Annotated in this window: 20 protein-coding genes; 15 read left to right on the forward strand and 5 right to left on the reverse strand. The window is 34.8% G+C overall.

Annotated features, from left to right (window positions below; genetic code table 11):
* Positions 1-168: 168 nt before the first annotated feature.
* The 4 genes from TYM08_RS03820 to lexA all read right to left on the reverse strand — a co-directional run bounded on the left by TYM08_RS03820 (position 169) and on the right by lexA (position 5,217).
* On the reverse strand, positions 169-633 hold the full coding sequence (locus TYM08_RS03820; RefSeq protein ID WP_422381647.1) for a hypothetical protein: 465 nt from the start codon (positions 631-633) through the stop codon (positions 169-171).
* 188 nt (positions 634-821) lie between these two features.
* Positions 822-1,715 (reverse strand): type II secretion system F family protein, encoded by an 894-nt coding sequence (locus TYM08_RS03825; protein ID WP_422381648.1) that lies wholly within the window; start codon positions 1,713-1,715, stop codon positions 822-824.
* Positions 1,712-4,180 (reverse strand): DNA polymerase II, encoded by a 2,469-nt coding sequence (locus TYM08_RS03830; RefSeq protein ID WP_422381649.1) that lies wholly within the window; start codon positions 4,178-4,180, stop codon positions 1,712-1,714. Before TYM08_RS03830 ends, TYM08_RS03825 begins: the two co-directional genes overlap by 4 nt.
* Positions 4,181-4,617: 437 nt before the next feature.
* The gene (lexA, locus tag TYM08_RS03835) at positions 4,618-5,217 is read right to left on the reverse strand and encodes a transcriptional repressor LexA (RefSeq protein WP_422381650.1); all 600 of its coding nucleotides are present in this window, start codon (positions 5,215-5,217) and stop codon (positions 4,618-4,620) included.
* A gap of 607 nt (positions 5,218-5,824) precedes the next feature.
* On the opposite strand from lexA, the gene TYM08_RS03840 reads away from it, so the two are divergent.
* The 9 genes from TYM08_RS03840 (at position 5,825) to TYM08_RS03880 (ending at position 18,974) form a co-directional block, all read left to right on the forward strand.
* Positions 5,825-6,763 (forward strand): hypothetical protein, encoded by a 939-nt coding sequence (locus TYM08_RS03840; protein WP_422381651.1) that lies wholly within the window; start codon positions 5,825-5,827, stop codon positions 6,761-6,763.
* Between the two features lie 462 nt (positions 6,764-7,225).
* A complete protein-coding gene (gene hsdR / locus TYM08_RS03845) occupies positions 7,226-9,643 on the forward strand; it encodes an EcoAI/FtnUII family type I restriction enzme subunit R (protein ID WP_422381652.1) in 2,418 nt (805 codons plus the stop codon).
* 333 nt (positions 9,644-9,976) lie between these two features.
* Complete coding sequence (locus TYM08_RS03850; protein WP_422381653.1) at positions 9,977-11,131, forward strand: Fic family protein; 1,155 nt, start codon at positions 9,977-9,979, stop codon at positions 11,129-11,131.
* A gap of 54 nt (positions 11,132-11,185) precedes the next feature.
* Positions 11,186-12,664, forward strand: a complete 1,479-nt coding sequence (locus TYM08_RS03855) for an N-6 DNA methylase (RefSeq protein ID WP_422381654.1) — start codon at positions 11,186-11,188, stop codon at positions 12,662-12,664.
* Position 12,665: 1 nt separating this feature from the next.
* On the forward strand, positions 12,666-13,196 hold the full coding sequence (locus tag TYM08_RS03860; RefSeq protein WP_422381655.1) for a hypothetical protein: 531 nt from the start codon (positions 12,666-12,668) through the stop codon (positions 13,194-13,196).
* Positions 13,193-15,001, forward strand: a complete 1,809-nt coding sequence (locus TYM08_RS03865; protein ID WP_422381656.1) for a restriction endonuclease subunit S — start codon at positions 13,193-13,195, stop codon at positions 14,999-15,001. Before TYM08_RS03860 ends, TYM08_RS03865 begins: the two co-directional genes overlap by 4 nt.
* A 2-nt stretch (positions 15,002-15,003) precedes the next feature.
* The gene (locus TYM08_RS03870) at positions 15,004-16,914 is read left to right on the forward strand and encodes an ATP-dependent nuclease (protein ID WP_422381657.1); all 1,911 of its coding nucleotides are present in this window, start codon (positions 15,004-15,006) and stop codon (positions 16,912-16,914) included.
* 1 nt (position 16,915) lies between these two features.
* Positions 16,916-18,223 (forward strand): RES family NAD+ phosphorylase, encoded by a 1,308-nt coding sequence (locus tag TYM08_RS03875; protein ID WP_422381658.1) that lies wholly within the window; start codon positions 16,916-16,918, stop codon positions 18,221-18,223.
* 289 nt (positions 18,224-18,512) lie between these two features.
* Positions 18,513-18,974 (forward strand): hypothetical protein, encoded by a 462-nt coding sequence (locus TYM08_RS03880; RefSeq protein WP_422381659.1) that lies wholly within the window; start codon positions 18,513-18,515, stop codon positions 18,972-18,974.
* Positions 18,975-19,170: 196 nt separating this feature from the next.
* Here the strand turns inward: TYM08_RS03880 and TYM08_RS03885 are convergent, their stop codons facing one another.
* Positions 19,171-19,431: a hypothetical protein gene (locus TYM08_RS03885; RefSeq protein ID WP_422381660.1), complete on the reverse strand. Its 261-nt coding sequence runs from the start codon at positions 19,429-19,431 to the stop codon at positions 19,171-19,173.
* Positions 19,432-19,521: 90 nt separating this feature from the next.
* On the opposite strand from TYM08_RS03885, the gene TYM08_RS03890 reads away from it, so the two are divergent.
* The 6 genes from TYM08_RS03890 to TYM08_RS03915 all read left to right on the forward strand — a co-directional run bounded on the left by TYM08_RS03890 (position 19,522) and on the right by TYM08_RS03915 (position 26,201).
* Positions 19,522-19,857, forward strand: coding sequence for a hypothetical protein (locus tag TYM08_RS03890; protein ID WP_422381661.1), 336 nt, complete (start codon positions 19,522-19,524; stop codon positions 19,855-19,857).
* A gap of 90 nt (positions 19,858-19,947) precedes the next feature.
* Positions 19,948-20,118 (forward strand): hypothetical protein, encoded by a 171-nt coding sequence (locus TYM08_RS03895; protein ID WP_422381662.1) that lies wholly within the window; start codon positions 19,948-19,950, stop codon positions 20,116-20,118.
* 146 nt (positions 20,119-20,264) lie between these two features.
* Positions 20,265-21,290 carry a virulence RhuM family protein gene (locus tag TYM08_RS03900; RefSeq protein ID WP_422381663.1) on the forward strand — a complete coding sequence of 342 codons (1,026 nt, stop codon included), beginning with the start codon at positions 20,265-20,267 and terminating at the stop codon, positions 21,288-21,290.
* Positions 21,291-22,107: 817 nt separating this feature from the next.
* On the forward strand, positions 22,108-23,424 hold the full coding sequence (locus tag TYM08_RS03905) for a pentapeptide repeat-containing protein (RefSeq protein ID WP_422381664.1): 1,317 nt from the start codon (positions 22,108-22,110) through the stop codon (positions 23,422-23,424).
* 35 nt (positions 23,425-23,459) lie between these two features.
* The gene (locus TYM08_RS03910; RefSeq protein ID WP_422381665.1) at positions 23,460-24,401 is read left to right on the forward strand and encodes a pentapeptide repeat-containing protein; all 942 of its coding nucleotides are present in this window, start codon (positions 23,460-23,462) and stop codon (positions 24,399-24,401) included.
* Between the two features lie 525 nt (positions 24,402-24,926).
* Positions 24,927-26,201 carry a BspA family leucine-rich repeat surface protein gene (locus TYM08_RS03915; protein WP_422381666.1) on the forward strand — a complete coding sequence of 425 codons (1,275 nt, stop codon included), beginning with the start codon at positions 24,927-24,929 and terminating at the stop codon, positions 26,199-26,201.
* Positions 26,202-26,367 lie beyond the last annotated feature (166 nt).

Genomic DNA, 26,367 nt, shown 5'->3' on the forward strand with positions numbered 1-26,367 from the left:
CGAGTAACTCGCATCTTGTTAAATCCATGTCAAATCCAAAAACTTCCTAAATAATTCTTTTTAATATTCTATTTTTTTCGTTCGCCCAAAAAAATACCCATCATAATTTTATCTCGAATCCTATATTGCAATTCGCGGTTATTATAATGGGTTTTGTGGTTTTTTAAGTTATGCGCAGTTTAAAATTAAATTACGCTCTTTGTCATATTGTGCATCATTTAATGTACTACTTTGCCAAAGTTTGATCATCGCTTTTAATTTAGTTTGTTGGTGTGCAGGTAATGTTGTAGATAGTTTATTTTGTCTATAAATTTCAATGGCATGTAGGAATTCTAAACTTGCTTTTTTATCCTTAGTGGCTATTTCAATTAAGCGACCACGATACTCTAATTGGATAAGGTGAATATTTTTCTTTTGTTGAAAAAACAAATTTGTAATGTGTTTGCATTCAATGATTGTTTCTTTATTGGCATTGCCTGTTGGGTAAATAAATACTCGTAAATTAGTAACAAGTGCAAAGCCTTTTTTTCTTCCAAATAGTCCGTTATTTAAATCTGTGCTTTCAATAATATGTTCACCAGTAATGATTTGACTGCCTTTGAAGTAATATAATAGTGCGTTTGTAGATTTCATTGTACCTTCCAAATTAATAAATGGCCTCACCTTGAGGCGATGTTAACTATAGTCCAGAATTTTTAGTTATCCATTAAATTTTAAAATAATATCCATGTTTTTCATACATGTTTTTCATAAGTAGGTGTAAGTGTATATACAGTGGTAGATAACTTAGGTTTAATTTAAACAACTTATTAATGACACGCTTATAAAATGACACTAAGCGCAACACTTGCGGCAATCACAAATAATCCTTTTTGTAGAAGTTTTACCCAATCCATCAAAATGTCATCAATGTATTTTTGGTTATTGTCCAAATACACGCCCATCGTACTGTGCCAATCGCCTGTAGACTCGGCCGTTAATAATAATTGCTGACACTGATAAGACGCAGGTAAGTCCGCTTTAATAATACTTTGTGAAATACTAATACCTTGTTGGCAAAGCGAACTTGCCTTTAATAGCTTTTGTTTAAGCTCTTTAGATGTCATGTAGTTAGCAATTAACTTAAAGGCTGTGGCGTAATCAACGGAGCTTTGGCTAAGGTAATATAAACTGCTGATGCAAATCTGATCAAAAAACAGTTGATATTTTTTATTTTTTTGATGACTGTCCAGTTTGGTTAACCAATAAAATACGTCTTTTTTTAATAAGCTAAAAAAAATCTTAGTAATAAAATAAATGACACCAAGCTTTAATCCAATCATAAAAAACACATTCATTGCAGGCTGATCACTAAACAAATCCACCGCTGCTGTAGAAAGTATGGCAACCAGTAATATAAATAGAGGATACAGTAATTTACCTTTAACCAATTTAAGTCGGCTCTCTCGTTTGGTTTGTGCGCGCTCAATGGTTTGTAGTGCTTGATCCGTTTGTCCGCAACTTTCAGCGGCATGTAACCAGCTTGCTTGCTCTTTACTGATTAACTCATATTTAAATAATGCTTCAGACAAACTTTTGCCTTGATCAATATATTTAGCTGCATCTTTAAATTGTTGTGGGTGCGTTGAAATACTTGCCAGTTTTTTAATAGCGCTGGCAGGATCCATTCCTGCGCTCATTAATGTGCCTAAATCTCTAAAAATATTCTTTTTCATAAATTTAACTGTCCTTGAAACGATAGGGTTTGTTCAAAGTTACTACCAATAAATTGTAAAACATCATCGCAGATCGGTTGTATTTGTTTTTCAATGTACCAATCATAGTTTAATGGCGACTTGCTGTAATTAAAAATTTCGGGTCCATTGAGTGTCATGACATATTCAATTGGGCTGCCGCGCTGGTATTTAGCTTGTTCTGTTAAAGGAAGCTTCAATATTGCCTGTATATGTGGCGGAATCATTGCAGTAAATTCGCTTAATGGTTTACGTAAACGTTTTTTAAATAATAACTGGCTGTCTAGCTCTTTATTTTTAAGCTGAATAATTAACGTTTGCAGCAGTTCTTGTATTTTATCTTGATCCGTAAATACCAAAAAGAATAACTGTCGTTGCATCTTTTGTGCAACTTCTGTCCAATCACTGCGAACAGCCTCTAATCCTTTAAATATAATATCATCGGCAGTATGTTCGCCATGTTTTAAACCGGCATAGCGTTTTTTACTGCCTTTTTCCATACCACGAATTCTTGGCATGACAAAATGCTGATAATGCGCTTCAAATTCTAACTCTAAGTGACTTTGTATTTGGTGGCGTTGTTGTAACGCATCTTGCCAATATTGGTTTAATTCATTTTGTAAGGATTGTGCATATTCAGTAATGTCGGCACAAGGCTGACTTAAATGCACAAAAATAGAATCTGTATCCCCATAAATAACCTGTAAGCCTTTTTGTTCAAACCAACGTTTACTTTCAGTTAAAATTTGATGACCACGCAATGTTATGGAGCTGGGTAACTGATGATTAAAAAATCGACATCCTGGAGTACCCAAAACACCATAAAAAGAATTCATAATAATTTTGATAGCTTGAGAGCGAGCAGATAATTTATTTGCTTTTGCATCATCACGCGCAGCCCAAAGTTGAGTAATTAACTCGGGCAGTATTTGATTGCCTTTATTAAAAACCGCTTGGTTAAATCCTGCGATGTAATTGTGTTTGTCATCAATAATGGTTTCTTGTTGGTCATAGTTAGCCGACAGTTTTAAATCGTTTTGTGCAACGGCTAACCCTAATGGATCGACTTTAAATGTCTGAATAATACTTGGATAAAGGCTTTTATAATCAAACACTAAAATATTTTGATACAAACCCGCAATCGAATCAAACACATAACCGCCAGGGCTACCCACACCTTCAGGATCAATTGGTGTATTAGGTGCTACAAATCCTTTGCGATGTAATAAAGGTAAATAACGATAATCAAACGCTTCAACGGAGCCGCCTAATCGATTTAATGGCAGTCCTGTTAATTGTTCGCGCTGAAACAAATAACCAAATAAATCCGCCTTAATAAAAATTTCCCAAACCAAATCGCAATCTTCAATGTTGTAAGCAATAAAATCATCGGTTTGATCTTCAAATAAACGCACAATTTCTAAAGCGCGTTGCTCAGGGTGATCAATTAATTTACCTTTTCCTAAAAAGTGATTGGCAACAAAATCTAGCGAGTATTTATTTAGTTGGTAGGTTGTATTTTTTAAAGCATCAATGCCGTCAACTACCACGCGACCTTCAATGATTAATCGTTTGCTGTCATCGTCACGTCTACTTTGCCAAACAATGGTTTCTTGGTTTCGCCCAAGATTTAAAGGCACATTAAACTGTTTGGATTTATTTTGTAAAAAATTAAAATCAAAATCCACAACGGACCAGCCAATAATAATATCGGGATTAACCGATAAAAAATAAGCCACAAATTCACGTAATAGCTGCGCTTCATCCAAACAAATATGAATGTATTCATCATCAGTTGAAAACTTAGGTGTCGATAAAATAAATACATCACGTTGCAAACTTAAATTATTAGGGTACTGATAGCTGGTACAAGCAATCGATAGTAAGCGTTCATCCACAATGGAAGTCTCAATATCTAAAGACATCACACAAAACTCAATGTGATCAAAATGATCCACAGATTTTAATTTTGGATTATGAATAACAGAAAAATTAGGATGGGATTTGCTTGGCCTGAACTTATTAGCAGAAGGTTGTGCTTCATTACATTGAATCATCGCACTTGCGTGAATGAAACGCTCCATTAAATATCGTGACGCAGGATTAACATCAGACTCAAATGTTTGAATATCAGCAGAGCTTAATGCTTGTCTAGCAAGGTAAATCTGCTTTTGACTATTAAAATAGATGGCGCAAACCGGATTAAAATGAAAGCTTTGTAACTCAACCGGTTTAATCGACCAGCTTTGTTTGTTGGGTAATACTCGGGAGATAATATCAAAGGCTTGTTGTGAATGTTGCTGCTCAATAAAAAATAAAGGCTTCTCATCATCGATGATTACTTTGGCCACTTGGTCATGAGTTTTGAAATAAAAGGTTAACACCAATTGCTCGTTAATATCTTGCCAAGATTTTTGCAATAAAAAACCAGACAGAATATTAGACAAAACACACCTCTATTTTTAAATGGACAAATAAAAACAGATTAACAGAAAAATCATTAACCCATAAATAATAAAACCGCAAAATAACGAATTATTTGCGGTTAAGTAACATCTTGTAGCTGAGCCTATTGTAGCTGAGCCTAAGCGAATTCAGTTTATTTTGCTACTAATTTTAATTGTCATTAAATTTGTGCAGTTCGAGCCAAGAAATGTGAGTTTGCCTCTAAGTTAAGTAGTCTGTAAATACTTAGTATCTCCACCAATTCAGCTTGCGCCAAACTTTGTACAGGGCAAGGCTAAAAAATGTGAGTTTAAGTGTAAATACTCAGCACATCCTATGTTTCGCCTTGAGGGCCGACTATTCGTCGTTAAAGCTTGTTCCAGACAAGTTTTTAATCATTTTTTAAACGCAGTAATGTGCAAAGTTTGGTGTGATCTGGTTAGACTTGGCGTCTGATAACGCCTACATACACCCCTTCCACTTCAAAATGGCAAGAAGTTGTATCCACTTCAATCACATTAAACTCTTCGTTTTCTGGGTGCAGATATATCACATTGCCCTTACGTTCGTAGCGCTTAACCGTTACATCTTCATCAATACGCGCAATCACAATATCACCATTTCGAATGCGATCGGTTTTATGTACACCAATCAAATCATCTTCATAAATGCCAATATCTTTCATGCTCATACCCTGTACACGCAACAAGTAATCGGCGCTTGGGTAAAACATATTACCGGGCAAATTCAAATACTCATCAATATGCTCAGTGGCCAGAATAGGCGAACCTGCTGCCACACTACCAACAATCGGCAAGCCTTTATCTTTTTCAACAATCTTAATACCACGGCTAGCGCCCGGTAAAATCTCAATTGCTCCCTTACGCGCAAGGGCTTTAATGTGTTCCTCTGCGGCATTAGGAGACTTAAAACCTAAAGTCGTCGCAAGCTCAGCGCGAGTAGGAGGAAAACCGGTTTCTTCAATACTGGATTTAATTAAATCCAAAACCTGCTGTTGACGAGTAGTAAGTTTGATCATAAAAGCTCCAAAAGACTGTGAGTATATACATTGATGTAAGTATATACAGTAATCTGGTGATGTAAACATAGGATTTGAGTTTGTTGCTGGTTAAGTGTGTGCCACATTATAGTTTGGCCACCTGCTCAAACTATGGTGTGGATAAACAACAAGTTTGGCCAAATGAGTCTGAGTGTGAAATTCATAGTTTTAAGAAATAGTAATTTCTTTGAAGTTGAATGTTTGTTAATTGGGTTAGTTGCTAGCTCAACATTTTATTTTGATTAACAATTACAATCCTGTCCGAAAAAGGCCATCGATTTTCGGACAAATTTAATTTTTACAACTCACTAAAAGCCTTGATATTAAAGGCTATTAATTAAAAATGTTTAAGGGTGGGTGTTTGGATTTTCTTAAAAATACATCAAGCTTCTAATTTGGAAGTAGGGTTGATAAGCTCTAGAAATATCTTATAAATTTAAATGAGTGTCTCTTTTAAATTTGTCATGAGCAGCTACCCAATATTTACGTTGTGGAGCATAAAAAGTATAATCACGGCATTTACTCAATCCTTACCCAACTCTTACCTAATCCATCAATTTCTGCATATCTGGTATAAAATAAAATTATGAAAAAAAATAAAAAAGTACAAAAGCGATTTACAGGCCGAGGCCCAATTGCACGAAAGTTGATTGAATCAGCAGCAACACAATTAAAAAACAAAATTACCCACATCCAACAATGGCAAGAAGGGAAGTTTACTGCAGAGCAATATCAAAAAAGCATCGTCAGCGAAAAACAACTAAGCGATTTAGATCCATTGCATGCCTTGTATATGTATGCCCAAAACCAACTTTCTGTACTCATTGAGCAAGTTGGTCAATTTCCATCACTTGAAAAATTAACAGCCCCCTACGCTCATGCCGTTGATGAATATTTACCATCAGGGCCACCTAGTAGCCCCATCACAAAATCTTATTTTACATGCTGGGGTGCGTTTGACTTAAGTACACAGGGGGCAAAAAAAGAAACGTTATGCACCGTCGCTACGGATTTTTGTAAATTTATCAATGCCGATAACAGCTATATTGATATTTTTGAGAAAATGCAATCATCATCAATGGGGATTTATAAACATTTAGGACAATCAGGCAAGTTCATTAATTTAAAAGAATTAGTCACCAATAAAGAAATCAAAGTAATTTGCCCTTCAGGTTATAATGGTCGATCAGGTGAAATTTGGCTGGCTCGAATTTTCCCAGCGTTATTTGATCATATTGATTACAGTGTTGTTTTTACCACCCCTTATGTACTTGGAAATCAGAATCAAGACGATCATCAAGTCGAAAAAAATTGGTTAGATTTTTTTGAAAGAAATATGAAAAACACTAAACAAAAACAAAGTGTTGCGTCTTATAATGAAATCATGAAATATGGTTTAAGCACTAATTATTGGAATGAATACATATTTCTCGCTTATAAAAATTTCCAACCCAACGTGGTTTTTCTTGAAGGAATGCCTGATATAAAATCCAGCCTGCCGTTACATGAATTGGCGCGTGATTAATCAGTATTCAATAATTAAAAAAGCTTACTCAAATCCGTGAGTAAGCAAACTCCTAAAAGAAATAAGCCTTAGCATTTAATTTCAATGGCCAATAATACGAAGCAGTGCCATTTCTGCATTCCAGTCCAAATTTACAAAATTAAATCAATTCGAGTTTTAAGCTAAATATCATATCTAAATTAATACTCTAAAGAGTGTGTCCTTGTTGTCCTTGTTGTCCTTGTTGTCCTTGTTGTCCTTGTTGTCCTTGTTGTGTCGGTGTGGAATTTTGGGCCCGACACTGATATTTTTTGCTGAAAAAGTGGATGTTTTTAGGATTTTTTAAAGTTTGCGAGATTACAATTAGTCCTCTTACACGCAACTATCACCAGCAACAAAATCAAGCTTTCACCAATACTTCATCAAATCCACATATATGATATAGTCGACGCACTTTTTACATGATCTTGCGGCTTTATTAAAATGGATAAAAAACAGCTTTCTGAATCGGACATCATTTCTAAATTCATCATGCCTTCGGTCGAATCCTCAGGTTGGGACTCTATGAATCAAATCAGGCAAGAAGTGTCTTTGCGTGACGGTAAGGTGATTGTGCGCGGTCAAATTGGTATGCGCCAAACTGTAAAGTCTGCAGATATTGTGCTTTATCATAAGCCTAATATGCCTTTGGCGGTGATTGAAGCAAAAGCGAATAAACACGAGATGGGTAAAGGCATTCAGCAAGCATTAGATTATGCGCGTTTATTAGATGTCCCATTTGTATTTTCATCGAATGGAGACGGCTTTATTTTTCATGATAAAACCGCGTTAAAAGGTGAGCCTATTGAGCGTGAGATTACTTTAGACGAGTTCCCGTCGCCTCAAACCCTTTGGCAAAAATATTGTGTGTATAAAGGTTATACCCAGCAACAATTGCCAATAATTACACAAAATTATTATGATGACGGTTCAGGCAAAGCGCCGCGTTATTATCAACTTCAAGCCATTAATAAAACCATTGAAGCAATCAGTTCAGGCCAGAATCGCGCATTGTTGGTAATGGCAACTGGCACAGGTAAAACATACACAGCATTTCAAATCATTTGGCGATTATGGAAGTCTCGCGCTAAAAAACGTATTTTATTTTTGGCGGATCGAAATATTTTAGTGGATCAAACTAAAAATAATGACTTCCAACCTTTTGGCACCGCCATGACAAAAATCACGGGTCGTACTGTTGATCCTGCTTATGAAATTCATTTAGCTTTATACCAAGCTTTAACTGGCCCTGAAGAATATCAAAAAGCATTTAAACAAGTTGATCGTGATTTTTTTGATTTAATTATAATTGATGAGTGTCATAGAGGAAGTGCCAGTGAAGACAGTGCGTGGCGTGAAATTTTAGAATATTTTTCATCTGCCTCGCAAATTGGTTTAACCGCTACACCCAAAGAGACAGACGAAGTATCCAATATCGATTATTTTGGCAAACCTGTTTATACCTACTCATTAAAAGAAGGCATCGAAGACGGATTTTTAGCGCCTTATAAAGTCGTGCGTGTTGATTTAGATATTGATTTACAAGGCTGGCGCCCAACCAAAGGTATGATTGATAAAAACGGCGAAGAAATTGTTGATCGTATCTATAACCAAAAAGATTTTGATCGCACCATGGTGATTGATGAACGAACACATTTGGTAGCAAAAACCATTACCGCGTATTTAAAACGTACAGACCCAATGGCAAAAACCATTGTGTTTTGTAATGACATCGATCACGCCGAACGTATGCGTCGAGAGTTAGTGAATTTAAATCCAGAGCAAGTACAAAAAAACGAAAAGTATGTAATGAAAATTACAGGCGACGACGAATTAGGCAAAGCGCAATTAGATAATTTTATTAATCCCAAAAAAGCTTACCCAGTCATTGCCACAACATCAGAATTAATGACAACAGGTGTAGATGCCAAAACCTGTAAGTTAGTCGTGTTAGATCAAAACATACAATCCATGACTAAATTTAAACAAATTATAGGTCGGGGTACGCGTATTGATGATCGATACAATAAATTGTGGTTCACCATTTTAGATTTTAAAAAAGCCACTGAATTATTTGCCGATGAGCGTTTTGATGGGATTCCTGAGCAAGTATTAGTTGTCGATCCAGAAGATGTGATTGACACCGAAAACACAGATTTTGATGACGCGTTAGATGAAATACAGTCTGTTGATTCTGATGAGCAAGACACTCAAAAAACAGACGATATTCTAATTTCAAGCGATCCAATTGGTGGAAGCACCGATGAAACCAATGAAGAGAGTCGTTGGGTAAAATATCGAGTATCAGGCATTCAAGTTAATAAAATAGCCGAGCGTGTTCAATACTATGACACCGACGGAAAGTTAGTCACCGAATCATTTAAAGACTACACCAAAGGTTGCATCAAAAAGCAATACGCATCATTAGATGACTTTGTTAAAAACTGGCAATCTGCAGATCGTAAACAAGCCATCATTAAAGAATTAGAAAACCAAGGTGTTATCTGGAAAGCACTAGAAGATGACGTCAGTAAAGAGCTCGATCCCTTTGATTTAATTTGCCACGTAGCTTTTGATCAACCTGCATTAACTCGTCGTGAGCGTGCCGACAACGTTAAAAAGCGTAATTACTTTTCTAAATATTCAGAACAAGCTCAGCATGTTTTAAATAATTTATTAGAAAAATACGCAGACGTTGGCGTACAAGAAATCGAATCAAACAACGTATTAAAAGTGACCCCATTTAGAGAGATGGGACGCCCACTTGAAATCGTCAAGCAAGCATTTGGCGGTAAACAACAATACGACGACGCCATCAGCGATTTAGAGCAAGCTTTATATAGCCAAGATAAAACAGGTTAATTTTGAGTAACTATCCAACTCACGCTAAAATTTGCACTGTTCTGCGTTGAAAAATGATCAAAAGTTTGTCAGGAACAAACTTTAACGACGGATAGTCGGCCTGAAAGGCGAAGTACAGGATGTACTGAGTATTTACACTTGTAAACTCACATTTTTCGCCTTGCTCAGCACAAATTTGAACGCAATCTAAACAGTTTCGGATTGGGCTGAATAGTTAAATTTTGACTTAAGCGTGGTTATAAATGTACCATGCGTTAATTTTATGACATATGGAGTTGTTGATTTGCTCTATATGTTATTTTTTTGATATTTGAATGGTGCTTAGGTCAGTATATGTCACAAAACAATCAAACAAGAAGTGGGAGCTTCAGAAAGGTATCGGCAGGTTACACCGCTTTTTTCCCCAGTCATCTACCACCAGAACCTTCAATTGAGTTAAGTGAAGCTTTGCAGTTACAGCTATCACAAGCCGACAGAGCCGTAGGCGCTTTAAACATGGTGTTAAGTGTGTTGCCTAACCCCGAGTTATTAACAGGCATGTTGATTCAAAAAGAAGCGTTGTTAAGCTCGCAAATTGAAGGCACACAAAGCTCATTAGTTGACGTACTGGGCGCAGAAGAACAAAACGAACCCACAAAAGATGTAGGCGAAGTTTTAAATTATGTAAAAGCCGCGCGCCACGGATTAAACCGATTAAAAAAAGACGACATGCCTTTGTGTTTACGCATCATCAAAGAAATGCACGAAATACTTATGCAAGACGTGCGCGGCGGTATGGCCAATTTAACCCCAGGTGAATTTCGCACCATGCAAAACTGGATAGGCGGAAGCAAACCCAGTAACGCACGTTACGTACCGCCACCAGCTACCGAGTTATTAGAATACTTAGGCCAGTTTGAAAAATACCTAAATGATTCGCCTCAATTACCGCCATTAATTCAATGCGCATTAATCCATTATCAATTTGAAACATTGCATCCATTTAACGACGGCAATGGGCGCGTAGGTCGATTATTAATCACCCTGTATTTAGTGAGTCAAAACATACTAGAGCAACCGGTTTTGTACCTAAGTGCATACTTAAAAATCAGACAACAAGAATATTATGACCGCCTACAACAAGTAAGAGTTGAAGGCAGTTACGAAAAATGGATTGCGTTCTTTCTAGAGGGCATCGAAGCGGTGTCGCACATGGTGGTAGAAACCACCAAACAAGTACAAAAAATAGAACGCGACGACACAGACAAAATGATCGCCCAAGGCGCAGGCAGCGAAGGGGTGAACGTCATACGATTTTTATTACAACAACCCATCGTACAAGTCAGCGACATTGAAAAACACATTGGTAAATCCAGAGGCACCGCCACAAAATTAATCAACATTGCCGAACAACTTGGCATTATTGAACAAATTAGCAAAGGCAAACGAAACCGTAAATATATCTACAAACAGTACGTCGATATTTTGTCCGAAGGCTGTGAGTTATAACCATCGTTTACCCATTTAAATACACACAAATTTATAACAATTAAAGAGAAAAATATGTCCATTTCATCCGTAATAAAATCCATTCAAGACATCATGCGTAAAGACGCAGGGGTCGATGGCGACGCACAGCGTTTAGGTCAGTTGTCGTGGTTATTATTTTTAAAAATATTTGACGCACAAGAACAAGAATTAGAATTTGAGCAAGACAATTACAAAACCCCCATTCCAAAAAAATACTTATGGAGCAACTGGGCAGAAGATAAAGAAGGCATCACAGGCGACGAGTTATTAGAATTTGTAAACGCCGATTTAATACCAGGTTTAAAAAATTTAACCGCGCCATTAACAACCAACCCACGCGGTTACGTCGTAAAAGAAGCATTCAGCGATGCCTTCAACTATATGAAAAACGGCACGCTGTTACGCCAAATAATAAATAAATTAAACGAGATTGATTTTACCAATTCACAAGAGCGCCATTTGTTTGGTGATTTATACGAACAAATATTAAAAGACTTACAAAGCGCAGGTAACGCTGGCGAGTTTTATACACCGCGTGCCGTTACCCGTTTTATAGTACAAATGATCAACCCAAAACTAGGCGAATCCGTAATGGACCCTGCCTGTGGTACGGGCGGATTTTTAGCCTGCACGGTTGATACGCTACGCGAACAAGTCAAAGACACCGACGGCGAATTTCAATTACAACAATCGGTGCGCGGTGTAGAAAAAAAACAACTGCCGCATTTATTGTGTGTCACCAATATGATGTTACACGGCATCGAAGTACCCAAACAAATTCGCCACGGCAATACATTAAACAAACCGCTGTCTAGTTTAGATGACAACGACATGGTCGACGTAGTCGTTTCCAATCCACCCTTTGGTGGCACCGAAGAAGACGGCATCGAAAAAAATTTCCCGTCCGAAATGCAAACCCGCGAAACAGCCGATTTATTTTTACAATACATAGTAGAAGTATTAAATAAAAAAGGCCGTGCCGCTGTGGTGTTACCCGACGGTACATTATTTGGTGAAGGCGTAAAAACCAAAATCAAAAAAATGTTATTAGACGAATGTAACTTACACACATTAGTGCGCCTACCTAATTCAGTTTTCGCCCCTTATACAAGCATTAAAACCAATATATTATTTTTTGAAAAAGGCACACCCACAAAAAATATTTGGTATTACGAAGTGCCGTTACCTAACGACGTAAAAGCATTTAACAAAACCAAACCGATGAAATTAGAAGACTTTGACGACTGCGTAAAGTGGTGGGGCGAAGGCAAAAGTATTGGTGCAAAAACAAAACGTAAAAATCGTGAAGCCAATACCCAAGCATGGCAAGTTAGCATCGACGAAATTATTGAGCGCAACTACAACCTCGACATAAAAAATCCACATGTAGAAGAAACAGAAATACACGATCCTGAACAATTATTGGCTGACTTCAACAAACAACAACAAGACATTCAAACATTACGTGACCAGTTAAAATCCATTTTATCCGACGCGCTTACTGGTAAATAACATGACAGAAAAGAATAAAGAAAATACAAAAAATGATGTTGTGATTTTTGAAAGTAAAAACGGCGAAGTTGAAGTTATTTTAAAACAAGACACAGTCTGGTTGCGCCAAGAGCAAATGGCTGAGTTATTTGGTCGAGATCGAACCGTCATTACTCGTCATATTGGTAATATATTCAAAGAAGGTGAGTTAGAAGAAAAAAGCAATGTGCAAAATATGCACATTGCTCATTCAGACAAACCTGTAAAGCTCTACAACCTAGACGTAATCATATCTGTAGGTTATCGAGAGTGTGAATTAGAAGAAAAAGTAACCATCAAGGATTCCTTGATAGTTCGAAAAGAAGGCAAAATAAACGTCAAACGCCAAATCAATTTTATGAAAAAGCATACTGCCCAAGGTTACACAGTAACCAAAAATGGATTCGAGAACATCACACAAAAATTTAAGAATTATATAAATCACGTACACAAAGAAATGCAATATCAACAATTAAATGTCATGAATATGCTAGCCAACGAGCAAACACTATGAGCAGTAAAAATACAAAAACATCCCACAATTTAATCACCGACAATATGGATTTATGGACATCTACATTAATTAAAAAGTCTACCCAAGGTCGTGGAAGCTCTAAAAAAATTGATTTGTATGGGATTAAAAAACTTAGAGAGCTAATTTTAGAGTTGGCCGTGCGTGGCAAGTTAGTGGATCAAGATCCAAGTGATGAACCCGCGTGTATTTTGTTGGAACGGATTTCGGTAGAGAAAGCGCAGTTGGTTGCTGATGGGAAGATTAAGAAGACTAAGGCTTTGCCTGAGATTAGTGAAGATGAGAAGCCTTTTGATTTACCTGATGGGTGGGAGTGGGTGAGGCTAAAAGATATTGCAAACATATACAACGGTAATAGTGTTAACGCTCAAGTTAAAGAATTGAAATACTCTAACGGAAATGGCCTTCCATATATTGGTACCAAGGATATTGGATATGGTTTTGAGTCAATAAATTATAATAACGGAGTAAATATCCCAGAAAATGAACCGAAATTTAAAATTGCAAATAAAGGTACTGTTCTAATTTGTGCTGAAGGTGGAAGTGCTGGAAAAAAATGTGCAATCACAATGAATAAAATTTATTTCGGTAATAAACTATTTGCCAATGAACTTTTTTCAGGTGTTATTCCTAAATATTTATTAACAAATATATTAACACCTACATTTTATACTCAATTCTCAAATTCAATGACAGGTATAATTGGCGGTATATCTACATTAAAGTATTTGGAGCTAATCATACCGATTGCTCCAGAACAAGAACAAAACAGAATAGTAAAAAAAGTCGATGAACTCATGTTGTTATGCGACAAACTAGAACAACAAACCGAAGACAACATCGACGCCCATAACATATTAGCCACAACGTTATTAGATGGCTTAACGAATGTTGAAAGTCATGAAGAATTATTAGAAAACTGGAACCGCATAGCCGATAATTTCGACATCCTGTTCAGTGCAAACCCACAAGGCGAACTCGCCCTCGACCACCTAAAACAAACCATCTTACAATTAGCAGTAATGGGCAAACTTACCCCTCAAGATCCAAACGACGAACCTGCTAGTGAATTGTTAAAACGTATTGCTATTGAAAAAGAACAACTTATTAAAGATGGGAAGATTAAGAAGCAGAAACCGTTGCCTGAGATTAGTGAGAATGAAAAGCCTTTTGAATTGCCTGATGGGTGGGAGTGGTGTCGTTTAGATGATCTAACACTACAGTCAGGTGCTGGATGGAGCCCTAAATGTAATGGGTCACCACGTGAAGGAAACAATTGGGGTGTATTAAAAGTAAGTGCTGTTACTTGGGGGGTTTTTCAACCCAATGAAAATAAAGAACTTCCAAGTCATTTAGAGCCAAGACCGGAACATGAAATAAAAAAGAATGACTTCTTAATATCCAGAGCAAACACCCCTGAATTAGTCGCTAGATCTGTAGTTGTACCTGAGAACACTGAAGCACAATTGATGATGAGTGATAAAATTATTCGATTTAAATTTAGCCAGTACATTTCACCAGATTATGTCAGTATGGTTAACAATAGCCAATGGTCTAAAGACTATTATGCCAAAGTCGCAGGCGGCACAAGTAGTACTATGAAAAATGTTTCTAGAACTCAAATTCAAATGCTTCTAACTGCTTTACCTCCATATAAAGAGCAAAAAAGGATAATGTCTAAAGTAGAGGGTATTATGGCGCTATGTAATAACCTTAAAGAAATAATACGCCATTCTTCGAAAACTAACGTACAGATGACAGATTATATTGTCAAATTAGGAGAATAACATTGCGTATTAAATCCATTTATATTAGTGATTATAAAAATTTAAAAGATTTTAATTTAAAATTTACAACTGACAATTTTTTAGAAATATTTGTAGGTAAAAATGGATCAGGTAAATCGAATTTTATTGAGGCATTAATTGAAATATTTCGCCATTTATACGAGTTGCATCTAACTGTACCTTACGAGATAAGTTTTGATTATACGATTGAATATATAATCGATGGAAATGCAGTAATTATTCAATACAATTTTACAAATAATATATTATTAATCAACGGTGTTGAACGCGCAACACTAGGGCAAACAATCATGCCTGAAAATATTTTAATCTATTATGCAGGCCAGAATGAAATAATAAATAACACGTTAAATGCATATGAAATAAATTTTTCTAAAAGAATAATATCAGCTGACATAAATGAAAGTCGTAAATTTATAGGCATAAATTCAAGTTATAAAGATATTTTCTTAACTGTAATTTCTTTAATGGATACTAACTCTAAATTGAAGAAATTTATATTGAATAAATTAGGAATACAAATTTTAGGTAATGACTTAAAAGTAAAATTAAAAAGACCATTATATGCAAGTAGGCGCAACGCAAACACATTTAACATTGAAAGCAATGATGATATTAATGAATATTGGAAACTTACGGGCGCGTCAAAATCATTTCTTAAAAAATTAGAGGGTTGCACTTTAAAAGAGTCAAATAATGGACTTCGAACGGAGGGATACTTATCAGACACTGACACCTATCAACTATACTTTTCAATTGAAAGTATTCAGCGTGAGTTTTCAGGATTTGCACCTCTAGAATTTTTTAAGGCTTTCGATAATCTAAAAACCTTGGGAATATTAGAGTCTTTATCCATATCCATGACTTTAAAAAACGATCAAGAAATTCATTCATCTTCATTTAGTGATGGGCAGTTTCAAACCATTTATTTATTTGCAGTCACTGAAATATTCAAAAACTCAAACTGTATAACCTTATTGGATGAACCAGATTCTTTTCTTCACCCTGAATGGCAAGCTGAATGTGTTGGACAGCTTCAGAATATAACAGACCAAGCTAAGTATACTAATCACGTCTTGATGACCAGTCATAGTGCCGTGACTCTGATTAAAAATATAGATCAAAGAGTCAGGTATTTTGATTTAAATTCAGATGGGTTTGTAAATACATACTTAATACCAAAAGATATTGCAGTAAAAAAACTTTGCTCAGATATTATAAAGTACTCAGCAAATGAACAAATATTAAGTGTTTTAAACACCATTCAAATTGAAAATAAACCGGTGTTATTTACCGAAGGTAGTACTGACCCATTAATTATTAAGCAAGCTTGGTTGAATTTATTTGATGAAGAAATGCCGTTTATTCCTTTTTATGCATTCAGCTCTACTTACCTCGTCCAATTACTAACAGATGCCCGTATTCTTAACGAGATGAATGGCCTTCCAATGTTTGGTCTTTTTGATTTTGACAAAGCATATGATACTTGGAATGGCATAAATGGAGATGAAATAGAATTGGACGCGAATAAAGGGTTGATTAAGAAATGGGTGAACGGTGATTCATTTGCGATAATGATCCCCATTCCAGAAAATGCAGAAATTAAAAAACAAGTATATAAAAACCATTTTAATGGAGAGACTTTTGGTGGTAACTCATGCTGTGAAATAGAGCATATGTTTTATGGGTTAGAAGAAACGGATCAATATTTTGAAAAACAAGCATGTGCAGGTGGTAATCAAATAAAATTCAAAGCTGATGGCAGTAAAACGGCATTTGCCCAAGACATAGTTCCGCAGCTCCCTAAAGAGTCTTTTGAAGTATTTAGGCCAATTTTGGAGTTTATAAAAACTAAATGCTTAATAGGCAAACAAGAATTAGATGTAGCTTAAAATGAAAATAGAAGAAGAAAAACTATATATCTGCATAGAGTGTATTAAAAACCCATATTTAATTAATAAATTGAAGTCCAAAAAAGGAATATATAACTGTGCAATTTGTGAGAATGACGGAAAAGGAATCGCACTTAATGAATTAGTTTCTAAAATTGAAGGGGTATTTAGTGAAAGCTATCAATTAACACCTGAAAATCCAGAAGGGCATGAATATTATTTACAAAAAATTGGCGAATGGTATCGCAAAGGTGATGAAGCCGATTTTATTATTTCTGAATTATTAGGAGTTGATGAAGATTCCGAATTAACTAATATGATTTTAGAACACTTTGATTTAAGTATGTTTAATATGTACGAAGATCAAAATGATGAATTTATGTTTGAACAAAAAAAAATTGTAGATCATAACTATAAATTCTCATGGAATAAATACATAAACTCTATTGAAAATGAATCAAGGTTTTTTAATAAATTTGCGTTAGAAATATTGGATGATCTTTTCAATAATATACAAAATTATAAAAATGAAAGTAATAATTCAATTATTAGAATAATCGATAAATCCACTCCTATTTATAGAGCAAGGTCTAAATTTAATTTCAAAGATATTGTAGATATAATTGAGGATTTACCAAACTCCTTAGGTATACCCAAAAACACTGGATTAGGTAGAATGAATTTTTCAGGAATTAGAGCATTTTACGGATCTTTAGACCCTAGCACATGCATCAATGAAATTAGACCAGACGTTGATAGTTATACAATTATGGGGGAGTTTAAATTACTGAGAAAGTTAACAATAATTGATTTATCAGATTTAAGTGAGTTTTACATTAATGACAGTATGTTTGATCCTGATTATGTAAAAAACCAACAAAAGGCTAAGTTTTTAGAGTATCTAATAAAAGAAATCAGCAAACCAATTGAAAAAAACAAAGAAGAAAAAGAATATCTACCAACACAAGTTCTCTCAGAATACCTTTGTAATCATGCCAATTTAAAATTAGATGGGATAATTTTTAACTCCTCTAGAGATAAAGACTCAAATAAAAATATTGTGATTTTCAATAGATCTTGCGAAATAAGAAATGATTTTAAATACTCAATTATTGAAAGGTACGATTATGATTTTCCAAATGATATACATATTTCAAAGAAGAAAAGAGATATAAATCCAGTTAATAATGAAATTATTGATATGGATACATTTACAGAAGATTCATTAGAATTGGAAAATGTTATAATTAGTGAAATTGAATCGGTTAGTTATAAAGAAAAAAGGCATAGCGTAAAGGAGGAAGAATGAGTGATCGAGACAAAATTAAACTCTTTGATGAAATTATGCAACCTGATGTTCTTCATAAAAACTTTGCATGGTTAAGTGTCAGGCCATTAGTTTTAAATGGATACTCACAAAGTAAGTTGCTGGACAGTAAGGCCGAGGGTCAGGTCTTTATTTTGACATAGACACTTATAAAAAATGATTACATACAATATGACATTAAACCAAATGCATAGCGTTGAAGTTTACATAACATACGGTAGTGATAAAGGGTTAAAGAGTTATCCTCTTAGATTGGATTAAAAGGTTGAAAATGGAAAATAATAAAGAAGTAACAGAGAAGAAAGTAAAACATAAATTATGTGGTTGTGAAAAGTCAGTGCCTGAATCATTAGATATGAGTTTTTATTGCGCGCAATGTAAGGCTAATTCAAAAAGCTTCAATTTGAAGAGTCCTTTTAAAATCGCTGCAATACTCGCTATTTTGGGATTTACGGGCAGTAATTTTATTGAATATGCTGCAACAGATAACCGTTATTCGATATCAGCAGAGTATGATTTGTTGAATGCTTGCATTAACTCAAGCAAGAAGGTGCAGTCAAAAGCACAGTATCAAGCCAAAGAAAAAATCTGTTTTTGCGCTTTAGAGGATACGATGAATGAAATTTCCTATATTCGATATATGCTAGAGAAAGAAGATATTTTAGATAAAGATAAATTTGATGGTTTTGATAATGTGATGAAAAAGAATACATTGGAATGTAAAAAAGCCTAACATTCGTTAGGCTTGTCGTTAATTATTTACCTTTGGGTGGATTATTACCACGGCCGCCACCAGAAGGGTTACCTGTTTGACTTGGACCATTTGGTGGGGTTGCTGATTGTATGTTAATTAAAATATTCATAATGTTACCTTTTAAAGTTAATTGATCAATCGAATACCTCAAAGGATATTCAAAAATTAGGTCTAATTATTTATTTACCTTTGGCTTGTCGTTGCTTCGGCTTTTATTTGAAGGGTTGTCAGTTTTTCTAGGTGCATTTTTAAGCGAAGCGGTTTGATTTATTTGATCAGGTTTTGGGCTCTGCTCTTTTTGACTTGAGCTTTTTTTGTCTGTGATTGATTGAGCTTTAGCTGCAAATGAATCTTTTGATACTTTGCCATTATTTTTTCTAGCTTCTGCGCTTTGAATTCGTTTAGCAGCGGCTTGGTCTAATGTAGATTTACTCATGGTATTTACCTTTATATAATAAATGAATGTCTTTGTTTTGCTCGCTAGCTAGCAAAGACAAACTAAATATACGCAATAGGAATGGGACAAATGGGGACAGATGATAGCGAAATATTAAAAAAACAAATTAAAATGGTAATTGGTCAACTTGGTTGGAAGATGAATCAACTTGCAAGGGTGATATATACCGAAGAGCATGAAATTGATAATGATGATGAAATTAAACGGTTCGAAGAAACGTTTAAAAAACAATTTCAAAGAAAGTCAGATAACACAGAGCGGTTTAAGCGTTATTTGAGAATAATTTCTATGCATCCAGATTTTGTTAGGTTAGATATGGTTTTACCCGTATATGTTGAAAATGAACGTTTATCTAAACGTATGATCGACAAAATGAAAAATATTTCGAAGTTGATTGATGAATAATGATGGCTCATCGTTTAAAGTCCCTGTTAATATTTAATTATCAAAAAATATTTTCCAGTAAAACCTAATTAAAAACGAGGTTGATCAAACATGAATCAAAATAACGCTCTACTTGAAACATTCAAATCAAACGGCCTAATCAAACTAAAAAACGCCCTTAACAAAAATGATGTGTCTACATTACAAAAAAATATCTGGAAAGAAATCTACAACAAACTTGATATCGAATTAGCCAAACCAGAAACTCATGAAATACTTTGATGTATACTGCCTTTAGAAGCTAAAAAGGATGGTGAGCTATTTAAACCAAGTGAAGAAGAAAAGAAAAAATGGGATGATGCAATGAAACTCTTTCGATATGCTAAATAAACGTAAAAACTCAAACCAAAAACTTCAGGAGTCATTAAATGACTGACCTCCCACCACAAGCCCCAAAAGGCGAATTCATTTTATTCCAAAGCAACGATGGCACAGCAAAGGTTGAATGTCGCTTTGAATTGGATACTTTATGGTTGTCGCAGGCGATGATGTGTGACCTGTATGGCAAAGCTAAGGCGACCATTAGTGAACATATAAGTAACGTATTAAGCGAAGGTGAGTTAGATGAAAATTCAGTTGTTCGGTTTTACCGAACAACTGCCGCTGACGGCAAACCTTATAATGTGAAACACTTTAGTTTGCCAATGGTAATAGCCGTGGGTTACCGAGTTCGCTCAGCCCGTGGTACGCAGTTTAGAAAGTGGGCCACTCAAACCTTGCAGGAATATTTAGTCAAAGGTTTTGTCATGGATGACGAACGATTAAAAAATCCACCTGTAGGTGATTCTGCAGTGCCTGATTATTTTGACGAAATGCTTGAGCGCATTCGTGATATTCGTGCAAGCGAACGCCGTGTGTATTTGCGGGTAAAAGAGATTTTTACCATGGCGGCGGATTATGAACCCTCTAGTAAAGACACCAATCGATTTTTTCAAAGTATTCAAAATAAGTTGCACTTTGCCAGCACAAACATGACGGCTGCTGAATTGATTGCGGCACGTGTTGATGCCAAAAAACCAGACATGGGTTTAACCTGCTTCAAAGGCGATGAAGGACGTAAAACCGATGTGACCATTGCTAAAAATTACCTGAAAGAAGATGAAATTAAAACTCTGAATCGTATTGTGGTTATGTGGCTTGATTATGCCGAAGACCAAGCACTGCGCCGTAAACAGGTATTGTTAAACGACTGGCATCAAAAGCTGGATCAGTTTTTAGAATTTAATGAGCGAGATGTATTGCAAGGTTCGGGTTCGCTTACAAAAAAAGAAGCGGATGAAAAAGCCAAACACAGTTACGACCAGTTTTCTCAAAATCGAAGACAGTTAAAAGAAGCTGAGGGCGCACTAGCAAATATAAATGCTTTAAATGCGATAGCCAAAAAGAAGTTATGATGAAATGCATAATTATTCAATTAGTCATTGCGCTGCACGATGACTTTTTAGATCAACGATTAATAGGCGTTTAAATGCTCACCATCCATACCACCAAAGCCTGTAAAGAATTTTTTACTCTAACCAAAAGAAGCTACTTGCACATACACACTAAGCCTCAAATAAACCGAGTAAAAAATAAGTCTAAACCGCTGGATCTGCAAATATTACTGCGCAAATTTGAGGAAGATGTTTTTTTGGGTGTCATTTACTGCAACAAAGTTTGGATAGTTTTGTTTGCCTAAAGCAAAACCTACAATTTAAAAGTGGGTGTCCTTTGTTGTTTCCTTTGTTGTTTCCTTTGTTGTTTCATTTGATAAATGAAAGGAATTAAATGTCATTGTGTTAAATGGTTGTAAGTACTTACTTATTTTTAAGTGATGGAAATTGTTGAATATGCACTTGTGATTCACTTTTGGGATGGGTTAAGTTAAAGCCAATATTTAGATAAATTTAAAGTAACTAATCAGTTCACGCTAAAAATTGCACTGATCTGCGTTTAAAAATTATCAAAATTTTGTATGGAACAAGCTTTAACGACGATGAGTCGCTCCGAAGGGTGAAGCACAGGATATGCGGAATATTTATACATGAAAACTCACATTTTTTGCCTTGTTCAGCACGAATTTGATCGCTACAAGGAAGTAACTAATTAAAGCAATGCTTTGAGCTCGTTGCCGAGCGCAATCTGATCAGTTACAATTTAAATGACAATAAATGAAAAGTCGTGGTTTTTGGAATTAGCCATGTCATTTTAATTCAATCATAGGAAATAACCATGAACCAGCAAGAAGTAGATAATATATTAGCCCTGCATAAATTTAAATTAATGGGCATTAATGACGATTTAATTAATCAGCATTTTGGCACCAATCAAGAAGATGGTGAGCAACGCAGTTATAAGTTAAGTGACTTAGAAAGCAACCAGCTTGATTTTTCTAATAAAAAACTACGAAATGTGAAGTTTAAGTGTGTCGATTTATCTAATGCTAATTTTGAGGGCGCAGATTTAAAAGGCTCTAAGTTTTTAAATGTAAATATATCCAATGCAAACTTCAAAAATGCAAAATTTAAAGGGGCGGTTTTTTATAATGCCTGTTTAAAAAACACTGATTTGTCTGAGGCAATCTTTACGTCTGCAAGATTTGAAAATTGTGAATTGGATGGCGTTAACTTAAGCCAGTCCAAATTTAACAATGCTGACTTTTTTCGAAGCGGTATTATCGACAGTAATTTAGAGTTAATCTCGTTGTATCAAGCAACATTTAAGTTATGCAATATTGCTGATTGTTCGTTTAAAGAGGCAGATTTGTCTGATGCTTCAATTTATGAGTCGAGCTTTGAAAACGTTAACTTTGAACAAACTAAATTCTTAAAGCTATATGTTGATAGCAGTTCATTTAAAAAGGCAACATTTAACACACTGGATATGACTGAAGTTCGAATTGAAACCAGTGAGTGGATTGATGTTAGTTTTGTTGGCGTAACGGCTACGGATATTCGTTATGGAAATTGTCATTTTGAAAATGTGGAATTTAAATCATCGAAGATCACGGATTTCTATTTTGAAGAAGCGGCATTAACTAACGTCACTTTTAATAGTGTTGAGCTTAATGATGGGCAATTCTATCGTGTGAATGTGGCTCAATCTTCAACAGAATCGGTTGATAGTTTTATTGAGTGTCAATTTACCAAGGTTCGTTTTGAGTGTGCGAATTTAAATAGAATTAATTTCTTAAAGAGTAAAATCAACAGCACAACCATTACATCAAGTAATTTCACTGAGACAAAATTTGATGAATGTGTGTTAACAGAATTTCAATGTAATCGCTCAAATTTGTCCAATGCATACTTTATATATAGCCCTATTAATGATTTCTCCCTTTATTATAAAACCCTTATGCATGGTGTTCAGTTTGAAGAATCTGAAATTATAGATGCAAGGTTTAATGATTCTGAATTTGATGGAAGTAATCTTTTAAATATGAGAAAAGAAAAAAATTCCAATAATTATTACCCAAGATCTGACGATGATGAAGTTGAGTCTGCTGGATTGTTTGGTTTTCTTCGTTCGTTTTTCAAAAAATCTGCTTAATGGATTTTATCAATTATAGTTAAAAGGGTAATAATATGAATCAGCAAGATGTGAATAATAAATTATTTCAGTATGCCGTTAATTTAAAAAATAATACGCAAGATGTTTCTCTGTTGGACTTTTCTGGTGAACAACTTGAGGGCTTAACGTTTGAAAATCTAGAAGTAAATGATATAAATTTTAAAGGCGCCAATTTAAAAAATGCAATATTTAGAAATTTTGAAGCGTTTAATATCAATTTTGAAGGCGCCAATTTAGATAATGTTCAAGTTGAAAATTCTCATTTGAATGGTAAGCGCGAAGGTAATATTGACGAGGCCAGTTTTAAAGGGGTAAATATTAAAAATACATCCATGCAACAATTTAATGCAGAAAATACTGATTTTACCGATGCAGAATTGGAGAGAGTTCAAATTCATTATGTGGATTTTGATCGTGCAGTATTAAAAAATACTTCATTAAAAAATATGGAGCTCCAAAGCTGTAATTTTGATAATGCTAATTTTACAGGTTCTCAATTTAAAAGTGCTGTTTTGTCTTGTGTGAAATTTGATGCAGGTCAGTTTGATAATGCTCAATTAATCAATATGAACATTGATGAGGCCGAGTTTTTAAATACTAAATTTAACGCCACTAAAATTAGAAACAGTGACTTGTCTGTCGATTTAACTGGCGTTAATTTTACTGATGTGTTATTTGAAAATACTCAAGTAAAGCAAAATAATTCAGAGTGCAAAAAAGCGATCTTTAAAGATGTGGTTGTGAGAAATTCATATTTCGGTGATTTAGAATATATGAAGTCTGAAATGTTTAATATGGTTTTTGAAAATTCGCAGATGAATTTTGATGACATTGGAAAAGGAATTAAAATTACAGGCATGAAATTATTAAATACTAATATAGATGGATTTGATTTGGATGACGATGACCAAGTGGTAGGGGAATTTGGTTTAGTACATGAGAATTGCACGTTTTAAACTGTGTATTGATGATAAAATGTATTTACAATCTAGAATACTTTTAGCGTAATTGTTTTGGTTCTAAACAGAGGTGTTTTATTTTAAAAAGGCTAATGATTATTAGTCTTTTTTTTTGTAAGCAATTCAGTTTATTTAAAGAACTTTTGAGTAGCGACTTAAATGCTGTGCATCAGTGGTTAGGATAGGTTATTGATATTACGCGGATTCAAATCCGAAGTGAAGCTACTTGGAAGCTACTTGGACATGCACACTTAGCCATGCACAAAGGGTTAGACATACTGGCTTATTAATAAAATAGTACGAGTGTTTGGTTTAACTTGTTCATTATAATTAGATATTTTTGAATTCGCTATTCGTACTGTGCCCTATTGTACAGATGACAATTTAGGGTATGACTCTAAAATTTCAAAGATTTCGACTCTCTTGAAATTCTATAGAACTTCTATATTCTAAGTTACTTTCCAGAAAATTTAATAAGAGAGTGTAAAATGTTTAAGAGTCAAAATTTTTTCGTTTATATGTATGTTCTTAATGATGGGGGCATTGCAATCATGTGTTGATAGTAAAGACTTTAATGCTAAAGACCGTGTCCCTGAATTGGTCATGCCAGAAGGCGGTCAGCTTTATTTTGAAATCGGCGAAGAGGCAAGCTATATATTTCAAAATAATGGTGGGCTACCAAATGAGTGTTGGATTCCAGTTTCTTCATCATTACCAGCAGGGCTAGCTATTAAAGTAACAGACGATGGATTAAGTTGTGAAATTTATGGTTACCCAATTGATAAAGCTGTTGAATTTCCTACTATTATTTCCACTAACAATTACTCACGCTGGATAGAATCTGAATTAAATTTAACCATTAACATAAACTCTGAAGCACCTTATTTTAAGAAATTACCCAAATTAATTCGGATGTTTCGTAATATGGACATACCTACCATACATCTAAATAATGGGAGTGATGCCACCATTACAAAATGTGCAATTGATAATATGCCAAGCTGGATGATAATTTTGAAATCGGAAGATAGTCAAAGCTGTATTATCACAGGACATCCTACACAATTGCAGTATGAAGAGACTTTTCAAATACATGCAAGCTCATCTACAGGGGACAGATCCATTGACTTTACGTTTGAAGTAGTGGATCAGTTTCCTACGCAAATCACAGTGGACACTACAATCAGTAGCAATCCATCGGTAGAGATTCGGGCTCAGCCTTTCAATGATGTTCAACCTGATCATTATTATAACTTTCATATCGATTGGGGGGATGGATCGACAGATTCTAATCTTAATAAAAGTATCACTCATCACTATTTGGAGCATCGAGTTTATAATATTTCTATATCGGGTTATTTTCCTTCGTTAGCATTTAGTCCCAAATTAATAGCTGTTGATTGCTGGGGAAACCAACAGTGGAAAAGTATGGCAGGTATGTTTCAATCAAACACTAATTTAGCAAATGGTTTTAATTCTTCAGATCAGCCAGATGTATCATTTGTAACCAGCTTGAGTGATATGTTTAAATTTTCAAATTTTAATGATGATATTAGTCAGTGGGATGTATCATCTGTACAAAGTATGGACAGAATGATGGGTTACCCGTCGAGCAACCAAAAATTTTCCACAACCAACTATGATGCACTTTTACAAAGTTGGAGCCAGTTAAATTTACAGCGCGATGTTACTTTTGACGCTGGCGCAAGTACGTATTCTGAAAGTTTACAGTCAGCACGAGATATTTTAACCAATAATTTTGGTTGGCATATCAATGATGGTGGGATGGTTCCTTAATATTATATTGATTTATAAAATATTAGATTCTAATTTGAAGTATAGAATCAAGTGAATGTAAATTAAGTACCTAAAAAATATGTTTACTCAAATATTGAGTAAACATATTATAGAGTCAATCTACAAAGCCCCTTTCATTAAGAAGCTACTTGGACATGCACACTAA

Origin of the sequence: Marinicellulosiphila megalodicopiae, from assembly GCF_045862395.1 — a bacterium.
Lineage (GTDB): Bacteria > Pseudomonadota > Gammaproteobacteria > Pseudomonadales > Natronospirillaceae > Marinicellulosiphila > Marinicellulosiphila megalodicopiae.